Below are 11,531 nucleotides of genomic sequence, written 5' to 3'. Positions count from 1 at the left end.
CTCACCGGAGCCCTGGACGCGGTCCTGGTTGCGCGCTAGATTGTGGGACGCCGGCCCGTGGGGGCGCGGCGCGCCGCGCCCCCACGGGCCGGCGTCCCACAATCTAGCGCGCAACCAGGACCGCGTCCAGGGCTCCGGTGAGATCGGCGGCGAGGTCGCCGGCGTGCTCCAGCCCGACGGAGAGGCGGAGGAGGTTCTGAGGTGTCGGCGTGGGCTGGCTCTCGATCGAGGCGCGGTGCTCGACCAGGCTCTCGGTCCCGCCGAGCGAGGTGGCTCGCCGGAAGAGGCGGCACCGGGCCGCGACGCCGAGGGCCTCCTCGGCCCCGCCGTGCACCTGGAACGAGAGCATCCCGCCGAAGCCGTCCATCTGCCGGCGGGCGATGCCGTGGCCGGGGTGGTCCGGCAGGCCGGGGTAGTGCACGGCCTCGACCGCCGGGTGCGCAGCGAGCGCTTCGGCGAGGCACTGCGCGTTCCGGCTGTGGAGCGGCATCCGCGCTCCGAGTGAGCGCAGCCCGCGCAGCACGAGCCAGCACCCGAACGGGTCGGCAACGGCCCCAGCGCTTTTCTGGAGTGCCCGCACGCGCTCGAACAACTCCAGCCCCGGCCTCGCCACGAGCGCGCCGAGCAGCGTGTCCGAGTGCCCGCTGAGGTACTTCGTCGCCGAGTGCAGCACGAGGTCGGCCCCGAGGTCGAGAGGGCGCTGGAGGAGCGGGGTCGTCCAGGTGCCATCGACGAGCAGGAGCGCGCCGGCATCGCGTGCGACGCCCGCGAGGGCTTCGAGGTCGGTGACCTTGAGGAGCGGGTTCGAGGGCGTCTCGGCCCAGACGAGCCGGGTCTCCGGGCGGACGGCAGCCCGCACGGCATCGAGATCAGTCTGGTCTGCTTCGGAGCAGATCAGCCCCCACTCGGCGAAGACAGAACGGATGAGGTGACGGACGCCGTGGTAGACGTCGTCGGGGAGGAGGACGTGGTCGCCGGGTCGGAGGGCCTGGAAGACGGTCATCACGGCCGCCATGCCGGAGGCGAAGGCTGCGGCCTCGCCGCCCGGGTGTTCGAGGTCGGCGAGCGTGGCTTCGAGGAGGTCGCGGGTCGGGTTGCCCCAGCGGGCGTAGACGTAGCCGCCGCCGTAGTCGCCGCTGGCGGGACGCTCGAACGTCGTGGCGAGGTGGAGCGGCGGCGTGAGGGATCCAGTCTGCGGGTCAGGGTGGCATCCGGCTTGGGCGAGGCGGGTGCTGAGGTGCGGGCGGCGTGGAGGCATGGCGAGGCGGCAGGCGAGAGACAGCGGGGCAACGCCCAGACCGGGTATGGGGTTCGGGGAGCGCGAGCGTATCTTGGTGCCAACGGCAGGGGTTCGGAGCGGGGAACGTAACGCAGGCGTGACAGAAAGGAACGGAATCTGCTGGACAGCCGGTTAGCGCACGCACGGATACGATCAACGCAGGTAAGCCTTCCGCCGCGTTCCGTTTCGGAACGGTCGCGGGGTGACGCTACCCGTGCCACCACCACTCACCCCAACCGCCACCGCTGTGGAACCCAGGGTGCCCACCCCCTCGGACCAGCCCACCCGCCCGCCGCCGGCTCCGCTGTCGTACGTGCCGAGCGAGTTCGTCGCCAAGCCCTGGCCGGTCGTCGACTGGTTCGTCCCGGACGAGGCCACGGAGAGCAACGCCGACGCGCTGCGGCGCATGCGCCTGCTGATCGTCAGCGTCGCGGTGATGGTCCCGCTCTTCCTCGTGGCCTCGGCCGGCCTCATCTCGGCGGGCGACGTGTTCGGCTTTCAGGCGATGGCGGCGGTCTCCGCCGCGTTCCTCTTCGCCAGCTGCCCGTTCGTGCTCCGGCTGACGGGGTCGTATGTGGCGGCGGGCACGCTGTTCTGCCTGACCCTGATCGGCACCCAGTTCTTCCTAGCCACGACGGACTCCGGGCTGACCGACACGTCGCTCTACTTCGCGCCTGTCATTCCGCTGATTGCGGCCTTCATGGTGGGCCCCCGCGTCGCCGTGCTGTGCGCGGCCCTCGTCATCGGCGAAATCGGGGCGCTCTACACGATGGAACTGGGGGGGTACGACTTCCCGCAGATATCCACCCCGGACGACGTGCTCTGGTTCACGATGCTCAGCATCGCGCTGACCACGCTGTTCTGCGCGGCGCTGAGCTGGATCTACGAGGGTTACACGCTCGTCCGGCTGCGCCGGATGAACACGCGGCTGCAGGGGCTCCAGGGAGCCCTGGAAGAGAGCGAGGCGCGCTACCGCTCCCTGTTTCAGAACATCCCCGTCGGCGTCTACCGGAGCTCGCCCGGCGGGCAGGTGATGATGGCCAACCAGGCCCTGGTCTCGATGCTCGGCTTCGGGTCGGCGGAAGAGTTTGCCACGCTCGACCTGGAGCGCATCTACGACGGCCCCGAGGGGCGCGAGCGCTTCCGCGACCTGATGGTGCGCGACGGCGGCGTGGACCAGTTCGAGTCGATCCTGCTCAGCCGCGACGGGCGCAAGGTCTACGTCCGGGAGAACGCCCGCGCCACGTTCGACGACAGCGGCAACGTGCTCTACTACGAGGGCACGGTCGAGGACGTCACCGAGCACCTGCGGGCCAAGCACGCGCTCCGCGCCAGCGAGGAGCGCTTCCGCGCCCTCGTCCAGCACTCGAACGATACCATCACCGTCATCGACCGGAGCGGCGTCATCCAGTACCAGAGCCCGTCGGTGCGCCAGAACCTCGGCTTCGAGCCGGACCAGACGGTGGGGCTGTCGTTTATGCACCTCGTCCACCCGACCCACCAGCAGCATGTGCAGCTGCTCTTCGAGCGCGGGCTGGAGCAGCCGGGCGAGTTCGGGGCCGTCGAGTTCTGGTGCCGCCACGCCTCGGGCCACTACATCTACGTCGAGGCCGTCGGGACGAACATGCTCGACAACCCGTGGGTGGGCGGGATCGTCCTCAACTCGCGCGACGTAACCGAGCGCAAGCGCTCCGAGGTCGCGCTCGTCAAGGCGAAGGAGCAGGCCGAGGAGGTGGCGCGGATGAAGAGCGCCTTCCTGGCCAACATGAGCCACGAGATCCGCACGCCGCTCACCGGCATCCTCGGCTTCGCCGGCGTCCTGGCCGAGGAGGTGGAGGACGAGCACCGCGAGTTCGTGCAGCTGATCGAGAAGAGCGGCAAGCGCCTGCTGGAGACGCTCAACTCGGTCCTCGACCTCGCCCGGCTCGAAGCCGACCAGATGGAGGTCGATGTGGCCAACCTGGTGGTCGGCGAGCAGGTAGAGGAGGTCGTCGGCCTGCTCAGGCCGCTGGCAGCGGACAAGGGGCTGCGCCTGGAGACGGTCGTCGAATCTCCCCACGCCAAGTCGGGCCTCGACTCGGGCTGCCTGAACCGCATCCTGAACAACCTCGTCGGCAACGCGATCAAGTTTACCACCGAGGGGCACGTCACCGTCCGCGTCACGGCCGACAGCAAGCGCGTCACGATCCAGGTCCAGGACTCCGGCATCGGGATCGACGCCGAGTTCCTGCCGAACCTGTTCGAGGAGTTCAAGCAGGAGTCCACCGGGATCGGGCGGAGCCACGAAGGCACCGGACTCGGCCTGACGATCACCCGCCGCCTCGTCGAGATCATGCACGGCACGATCGAGGTGGAGAGCCGGAAAGGGGAGGGCAGCACGTTCACCGTGTCCTTCCCCCGTGTCGATGCCGGTGCCCCCGTCGTGGAGGCTGAGGCGGCTCCGGACGTGGAGATCGCCAGCGGACCCAGCCACGCGAGCGTCCTCGTGCTCGACGACAACGAGAGCGCCCGGATGCTCATCGGCCGCATGCTCCGCGGCAGCTTCGACGCCACCATCGCGGGCAGCTTCCAGGAGGCGCTGACCCAGGCCAAAGCGCGGGACTTCGACCTCGTGCTGCTCGACATCCACCTCTCCGAGGACGAGTCGGGGGTGGAACTGATGAAGGAGATGCGCGCGATGCCGGCCTACCAGGACGTGCCGATCATCGCCTTCACGGCGTTCGCGCTCCCCGGCGACCGGGACCGGTTCCTGAACGAAGGCTTCACCGGCTACCTGAGCAAGCCGTTCACGAAGCGGCAGCTCCTCGGCATTCTCGGCTCGGCCCTGGACCCCGACTGGGCGATGGACAGCGAGTGACGGCGGGAGTGCGGGAGTGCAATGAAAAGTCAGAAAATCTACTGACCCCGTCGCACTCCGCGCCTACCTTTCCGTCCTCCGTCCTCCGTCCTCCGTCCTCCGTCCTCCGCTCTCTGTCCCCCGCCCTCGTGTCCGACATGCCCACGCCCGCCTCGTCCCTGGCCGATCTCCGCCAGAGCTACACCCGCGCCGGCCTCTCCGAGCACGAAGCCGGCAATGATCCGGTCCTCCTGTTCGAGCGCTGGTTCGGCGAGGCGCTGGAAGCGGGCGTCCGCGAGCCCAACGCGATGCTGCTGGCGACCGTAGGGGCGGACGGGCACCCCGCTGCCCGCGTCGTGCTCCTCAAGGGCATGGACGCCCGCGGGTTCGTGTTCTACACCAACTACGAAAGCGGCAAGGCCCGCGACCTCGACGCGCACCCGTACGCTGCCCTCACGTTCTGGTGGGAGCCGCTGGAGCGCCAGGTCCGCATCGAGGGTACCGCCGAAAAGATCAGCGCGGACGAGTCCGACGCCTACTTTGCCAGCCGGCCGCGCGGTAGCCGGCTCGGCGCGTGGGCCTCCGACCAGAGCCGCCCCATCCCGGACCGGTCGGTGCTGGAGCAGCGCCTCGCCGACTTGGAGGCCGAGTACCCCGACGAGCGGGTGCCACGCCCGCCGCACTGGGGCGGCTTCCGCGTTCGCCCGGCCCGCATCGAGTTCTGGCAGGGCCGCCCGAGCCGCCTCCACGACCGCCTCGTCTACGCCCGCACCGACGTTGGCTGGGACCGCGAGCGGCTCGCGCCCTGAAAGCATCCCGCCTTGCCTCCGCCCGCCATGAAGCTCCTCGTCCGCTGGCTCCTTTCCGCGCTCGCCCTCTTGCTCGTCGCCTACCTCGTCCCCGGCATCGCGGTGGCGAGCTTCTTCCCGACCGCCCTCGTGGCGGCGCTCGTGCTCGGCCTCGTCAACGCCTTCGTGCGGCCCCTCGTGAAGCTGCTCACGCTGCCGCTGACGTGCCTCACACTCGGCCTGTTCTCGCTCGTCATCAACGCCGTGCTGTTCTGGGCGGTGTCGGAGTTCGTCGACGGGTTCGCGGTGGAGGGGGCGCTGACGGCGCTCGTCGGCTCGGTGGTGTACAGCCTTGCGACGGCGGCGGCGAATCACATCTTTGGGTGAGGCGAGTGACGTCGGGTAGGGGGTAACGTGAGGTTAGTCCGGTGCGCTTCGGTGCCGGCCCCCACCGACACCCGACGAGGCTCGCCATGCTGACCCGCCTGCTCCTGTTCACCTTCGCCCTGCTGCTCGCCGCCCAGCCCGCGGAGGCGCAAGGCTTCCTGGACCGGATCAAAGACGGGGCGAAGCGAGGGGCCGAACGGGCCGCCGAGCGCGAGGCCGCCCGCCGCGCCGACCGCGCCGTGACCGCCGCCTTCGACGTAGCCGAGGACGCGGTCGTCTGTGCCGTCACGGACGAGACCTGCATCGCCGACGGCACCAAGCAAGGGGCCGAGGTGGTGATCGTAGACAGCGATGGAGAGCGCGTGTCCGAGGCCGAGGCGCGGGCCGCTCGCCAGCGTGCCGGGGTGCCGGTGACACCTCCCGCCGGGGACGAGGACGAGCCCGGCGAGGGCGTCTGGGCGAACTACGACTTCGTCTCCGGCGACCGCGTGCTGTTTTACCACGACTTCGAGGGCACCCGCACCGGCAACTTCCCTTCGCGGCTCGACTACCTCGCGGGCAACCTCGACGTGGTAGAGCTTCGCCGCGGCGAGACCAAGAACAAAGTGCTCCGCGTCGGCGAGGGCACGAGCGAAGCGGACCGGGGCGGCAACGGCTGCTTCACGGTCCCGCTCCCCGAAGTCCTGCCCGAGCGCTACACCGTCGAGTTCCGCATGCGGACGAGCGACCCGCAGCGCCGAGCGAGGCTCTACCTCTTCTCCGACGGAAGCGACGACACGCCGGACACGCGCTGCACCTACCCGCCGAACCCGCACGTCTTCGTCCAGAGCGCAGGGCAGGGCCTCCAGCTTCCGGGCGGCTACGGGGCCGCGACATCCGAGGGCAACGTCGGCCTCGAACCCGGCGCGTGGATGGACATCGCGATTGCTGTGGACGGGGACTACTGGAAGATGTACGCGAACGGGACGCGCGTGGCGAACGTCCCGCGCTACGAGTTCCCCCGCGCCGAGCGGCTCCACGTCTTCATGAACGTCTACCGCTACTCGCTCTTCCTCGACGACCTCCGCATCGCCGAGGGCGGGCCGCGCTCGCTCTACGACGACCTCGAAGCCGACGGGTTCGTCTCTACGACCGCAATCCGGTTCGACTCCGGCAGCGCGGTCCTCAAGCCTGAGTCTTCTGGTATCCTGGCGGACATCCTCGGCATGCTCGAGGACCACGAAGACCTGCGCCTCCGCATCGAAGGCCACACCGACAGCGACGGCTCCGACGCTGCCAACCAGACCCTCTCCGAAGAGCGTGCCCAGGCCGTCGCCGGCTGGCTCGTCGGGCGCGGCATCAGCGCGGACCGCCTGGAAGCCGCCGGGTTCGGCGAGAGCGATCCGGTGGCCGACAACGGCACGCCGGAGGGCAAGGCCGAGAACCGCCGGTCGGTCCTGCGCAGGCTCTAGGGCGTTTTGCGCTGAGGTCCGGTGCAGCGGCGCCCGTCGGCTCGGTCGTCTACAGCCTTGCCACGGCCGCGGCGAACCACCTCGTCGGATAGGTTTACCGGGGTCAGAAAGGCGATGCGACGATCGTCGTCTGGACCGTCTCGGCGGAGAACGAGCCGAAGACGCCGAGGCCGCCCTCGACGTTCGAGGTCACGTTCGGGATCTCGCCGGGCGAGAGCGTCGAGCCGCCGCCCTGGATGGCCTGGGTCTGGAGGAACGCCTGGAACGCGGGGTCGAGCGAGACCAGCGTCATGTCCTGCGGCCCGAGGTAGCCGAACGCCAGGAACGGTACGCGGACCAGAATATTCCCGTTCGGGAGCGTGACGTAGCTGGCCTCGTTGAGCACCGGCGAGGTACCGGTCACGACGAAGTCCTGGAGCGGATCCTCCTCGCAGACGAGACGCCCCTCGTCGTCCTCTTCGCAGTCCAGGAACCGCTGGAAGAGCGACACCGGCCGAAACCGGTCCGGCAGGTTGAGGCTCCGGTAGCGTGTCTCGCCGTCGATCTCGACCTCCTCGAAGTCATCCGGGGCGAGGGCGCGCACCGACCCGACAAACGCCGCGAGCCGGTCGTCCGTCGAACTCCGCGTGATCTCGACCTCCGGTCCCAGCCCGAGGCCGTAGATCACCTCCCCGACGTCGCGGTCGTCAGGGGCAGGGTTAACGAGGTCGTAGTCCGGCGGGACCGTCGTCTGCGCCGTCAACTGCTCGCCGCCGGGGCCGGTAACATCGAGCCGGTAGGTCCGAAGCTCCCGCACGGTGTCGGCCCCGACGGGGCTGTAGCGCCCAGGGCCAGCGAGAGCGTAGGGGTAGGTCTCCTCGTCGGAGCCGTCCGGGGCCAGGAGCGTGATCGACACCTCGGCCCCGTCCACGCCGAGCGCGGCCGTGTCGAGGACGGCCAGCAGCGGCGAGGTCTGCGAGAGGCGTACGTCGGGAAGCGGCTCGGCGGTGCCGAGGAAGGCGGAGACGACGAGTTGGGGCGTGAAGTCGTCGTCTACGGTCCCGTCGCACCCGGCGAGGGCGAGGGTGAGCAGAGCGAGGCAGAGGAGGCGCATCGGGCTAGAAGTCGAGCGAGAAGGAGACGTTGGGCAGGATCGGAAGCTGGCGGACTTCGATGACCTCGATGGGGTTCTCGTCGTCGTCGTAGACCAAGAACCACAGGTTGCGGCGGTTGTAGACGTTGACCGCCTGAAGCTGCAGCTCGTACGCTGCGCCGAAGATCGTCCCGGTCTTGGTGAAGCCCATGTCGACGCGGTGGTAGGGCGCCAGCCGCGCCGTGTTGAGGCCGTTCGAGTTGACGAGGTCGATGTTCGGATTTTCGGTCGGGAGGCCGCCAATCTGGTACCGGCCGGAGGGCGTCGTGTAGGCCTGGCCGGTCGCGTAGGACCCGGCGACGGTGAACTTCCAGCCCCGGCCGAGGGCGTAATTCGAGACGAGTGTGAGGTCGTGGAGGCGGTCGTACTTCGGCGGGAAGACGTCGCGGAAGGCCGGCTCGTCGGGGTAGCGCCGCCGCGTCGCGCCGAGCGTGTAGCCGACGAGGCCGGTCACCGGCCCCACGCCGCGCTCAAGGAGGACCTCGACGCCGTAGGCGTAGCCCTTGCCGAAGCGGAACAGTTCGTCGTAGCGCAGCCCCGCCACGTCCTGCACCTCGGGGCGCGTGTCGAAGAGGTCGCGCAGCGTCCGGCCGTAGAGCTCCACGTCCAGCTTGTACGCCTCGCCGAGCCGCGTCTTGACCCCGAGCACGACCTGCTCGCTCGACTGCGGCTCGACGCCCACGCCCGTCGTCACCCAGGTGTCGAACCCGGAGAACGCCTCGTTCGAGAGGAGCGAGAGGAACTGGTGGTAGCGCCCGGCGGCAGCCTGGAGCACGACGCGGTCGCCGAACGTGCGCTCGACCTGGACCTGGGGCGAGAGGCGGAGGTAGGACGCCGGCTCGGGCTCGAGGTCGTCGATGAGGTCGTCGGTGAGGCTGCGGAAGTACTCGGCGCGGACGCCGCCGGTGAAGATCCACGGCCCCCGGCGGTGGCGGGTCTGGACGTAGCCCGAGGCGTAGCGCGACGGGTTCTCGTAGTCGGTCTGGGTAGACCCGTTGAAGCTGCTCGACAGGCCGAGGTTCAGCAGCCCGCCCCAGACGCCGCCGCGCAGCTCGAAGGCCTCGGAGGGCAGCCACTCCATGTCGAGGCGGGCTGAGAAGTCGGTGATCGTGTTGGGCCGCTCGAAGGTCGTCCCGGCGAAGTTGCCGGTGGGGAAGCTGAAGTAGCGGCTCGCCGTCAGCCGGAGGTTGGCGAAGGCCGTCCCGGAGAGCACGCGCTGGTAGGCCAGCGACGCCGTCTGGTTGCCGTAGTCGAGGTCGAACTCGGCGTCGTCGCCGATGGGGAGGAGAACGCGGTCGCGCCCGGCGTAGGCCGCGAGGCTGAGGCGGTCGTTGGGCGTGACGTCGAAGCCGACCTTGGCGTTGACGTCGTAGAAGTAGAAGCTCTCCGGGATGCCGTCCTCGTCGAGGTTCTCGCGGAGCACGGCCAGGAGCGGCTCGAGCGTCGAGCGCCGGGCGTTGAGCGAGTACGACCCGCGCCCCTTCACGATCGGCCCCTCGACCCCGATCCGGCTGGCGAGCAGGCCGAGCGTCACGCTGCCGGCACGCTCGTTCCGGTTGCCGTCGCGGTTGTAGATGTCGACGACCGAGCCGAGACGGCCGCCGTAGGTCGACGGGTAGGCCCCCTTGTAGAGCCGCACGTCCTTGATGGCGTCCGTGTTGAACGTCGAGAAGAAGCCGAAGAAGTGGGTCGGGTTGTAGACCGTCGTGCCGTCGAGGAGGACGAGGGTCTGGTCCGGCGAGCCGCCGCGGATGTAGAGCGCCGACGAGAAGTCGCTCGCGGCCTTGACGCCGGGCAGGAGCTGGATCGAGCGGAAGAGGTCGGCCTCGAAGACCGTCGGGAGCTCCTCGACGAGCGCGATCGAGACGTTCTGCACGCCGGGCGGGCGCTCGTCCTCGATCGCCTCGTCGGCCTCGACGACGATCTCCTCGCCGATGACCCCTTCGGGCTGGAGGTCGAGGTCGAGGCGCTGGACCTCGCCGGGCGCGAGCGTGACCGTGCGGCGGAGCACGTCGTAGCCGATGAAGCGCGCGACGACGGTCACCTCGCCGGGCGCGAGGTCGCCGAGCGAGTAGAACCCCTGGACGTTGGAGACGGTGCCGCGCTCGGTGCCCACGACCTGGACCGTCGCCTGGACGAGCGTTTCGCCCGAGTCCGCGTCGCGGACGAAGCCGTTGAGGGTGGCGGTCTGCGCGTGGGCGGTCCCGAAGAGGAGGAGGAGGAAAAAGACAGCGAAGCGGGCGGGCATGGGGCTACGGGACGGAAGCGGGGTTACAGGCGTGCAGCACGAACGGACGGTACCGGCCCGGTGGTACGCGCCGCAAGCTGAAGGGCGCACTCGGTCACTGAGGTTCGACGGGCGGTAGGCAAGGCGCGACGGGCGGTGCGGTTGGGTCTGCCGGGAGTGGGGTCGATCATGCGCTCATGGTACGGACCGGCCGGTCCCGGTCGCATCGACGTGCGTCAAGATTTGCGTCAAGAAGGGCCGGTGCCAGGAGTGGCAGGGCCGCCGCTCCAGGGCGCGCGGTCAGTGGGGTAGGAGGACGGTGGGCAGAAAGCGGTGGCCAGCAGGAGCGTCCAGATGGGGACGCAGCAAAGAAGCCGGGGTTGCAGCGGGCGAGGTAACGCGATTCTTTCCCCCGCTCGGTAGGCGCGGCTCACGCCGCCACCGGTCGCCGCGCGCGGCGCATCAGGAATAGGCCACCGAGGATGAGCGCGCCGCCAAGAAGCTGGAACAGCGTCACCGCCTCGCCCAAGAGCAGCGCCCCGCTCGCCAGCGCCACGACCGGGACGAGGTTGCTGTAGATCGCCGTCTGCGACGGGCCGACGCGCTGCACGGCCGCGTTCCAGAACCAATAGGCCACGCCGGTCGAGAGCGCGCCGGAGAAGAGGAGTGCGCTCCACACCGTCCCGTCCACGCCGCTCCAGTCCACCTGGTCGAGGTCGCTCAGCCCGAGTGCCCAGAGGATGGGGAGGGAGACGACGATGCCGAAGAACGCGAGGCCCGTCGCCGAGATGCCGGTCCCCAGGACCGGGCGGCTGAAGACGGTGTACGCCGCCCACGCCACCGCCGCGCCGAGCATCAGCAGGTTCCCGGAGAGGGTGTCCTCGGAGAAGGCCACGGCCCCGGTCCCGGCGAGGATGACGAGCGCCGTCCCGGCGAGCGACAGCCCGAGCCCGCCCCACGCGCCGAGCGAGAGCCGCTCCATCCCCGTAGCCTGGGCGATCATCGCCGTCCACATCGGGGCCGAAGCGATCAGGAGCGCCGCGCTCCCGGCGCTCGTCGCGTCCACGCCGACGATGAAGAGCCACTGGTAGCCCACGTAGCCCAGCAGGCCGAGCCCGACGACTGTCCACGGATGCTCGCGGAACGGGGCCCAGAACGCGCCTCGCTGCCCCCGCACCTGCCACGCGTGCAGCGCCCCCAGCACCACCGCCGACGCCACGAACCGAAGCGCGTTGACCACGTAGGGCGGCATCGGCTCCAGCGCCACCTTGATGATCGGGAAGTTGAGCCCCCAGATCAGTACGGTAACGAGGAGGGCCAGGTCGGCGGAGCGGCGAAGGGGCACGGGGGAGGAGTGGGAGAGTGGGAGAGTGGGAGAGTGGGAGAGTGGGAGAGTGGGAGAGTGGGAGAGTGGGAGAGTGGGAGAGTGGG

8 protein-coding genes are annotated in these 11,531 nt (G+C 69.9%); 4 read left to right on the top strand and 4 right to left on the bottom strand.

All coding sequences use genetic code 11. From position 1 onward, the window contains the following. Positions 1–103: 103 nt before the first annotated feature. The gene (locus tag AAGI91_16965) at positions 104–1,258 is read right to left on the bottom strand and encodes an aminotransferase class I/II-fold pyridoxal phosphate-dependent enzyme (GenBank protein ID MEM1044302.1); all 1,155 of its coding nucleotides are present in this window, start codon (positions 1,256–1,258) and stop codon (positions 104–106) included. 280 nt (positions 1,259–1,538) lie between these two features. Between AAGI91_16965 and AAGI91_16960 the strand changes: the two genes are divergently transcribed. From AAGI91_16960 to AAGI91_16945, 4 genes are all read left to right on the top strand, one after another. After that, a complete protein-coding gene (locus tag AAGI91_16960; protein ID MEM1044301.1) occupies positions 1,539–4,136 on the top strand; it encodes a PAS domain S-box protein in 2,598 nt (865 codons plus the stop codon). A 137-nt stretch (positions 4,137–4,273) separates the two neighbouring features. After that, positions 4,274–4,924, top strand: a complete 651-nt coding sequence (gene pdxH / locus AAGI91_16955) for a pyridoxamine 5'-phosphate oxidase (protein MEM1044300.1) — start codon at positions 4,274–4,276, stop codon at positions 4,922–4,924. Between the two features lie 27 nt (positions 4,925–4,951). After that, positions 4,952–5,290, top strand: coding sequence for a phage holin family protein (locus AAGI91_16950; GenBank protein MEM1044299.1), 339 nt, complete (start codon positions 4,952–4,954; stop codon positions 5,288–5,290). An 86-nt stretch (positions 5,291–5,376) separates the two neighbouring features. Further along, positions 5,377–6,741 (top strand): OmpA family protein, encoded by a 1,365-nt coding sequence (locus tag AAGI91_16945; GenBank protein ID MEM1044298.1) that lies wholly within the window; start codon positions 5,377–5,379, stop codon positions 6,739–6,741. Positions 6,742–6,844: 103 nt separating this feature from the next. On the opposite strand, the gene AAGI91_16940 is transcribed toward AAGI91_16945, so the two are convergent. The 3 genes from AAGI91_16940 to AAGI91_16930 all read right to left on the bottom strand — a co-directional run bounded on the left by AAGI91_16940 (position 6,845) and on the right by AAGI91_16930 (position 11,445). Beyond that, complete coding sequence (locus AAGI91_16940) at positions 6,845–7,834, bottom strand: DUF4249 family protein (protein MEM1044297.1); 990 nt, start codon at positions 7,832–7,834, stop codon at positions 6,845–6,847. Positions 7,835–7,838: 4 nt separating this feature from the next. Next, positions 7,839–10,121, bottom strand: coding sequence for a TonB-dependent receptor (locus tag AAGI91_16935; GenBank protein MEM1044296.1), 2,283 nt, complete (start codon positions 10,119–10,121; stop codon positions 7,839–7,841). A 409-nt stretch (positions 10,122–10,530) separates the two neighbouring features. Beyond that, entirely contained in the window at positions 10,531–11,445 is a 915-nt protein-coding gene (locus tag AAGI91_16930; protein ID MEM1044295.1) for a DMT family transporter, read from the bottom strand. Positions 11,446–11,531 lie beyond the last annotated feature (86 nt).

The organism is Bacteroidota bacterium, from assembly GCA_038746285.1.
In the GTDB taxonomy this organism is placed as follows: domain Bacteria; phylum Bacteroidota; class Rhodothermia; order Rhodothermales; family JANQRZ01; genus JANQRZ01.
Note: the sequence above shows the minus strand (reverse complement) of the source record. Positions and strands in the feature narration are given on the sequence as shown.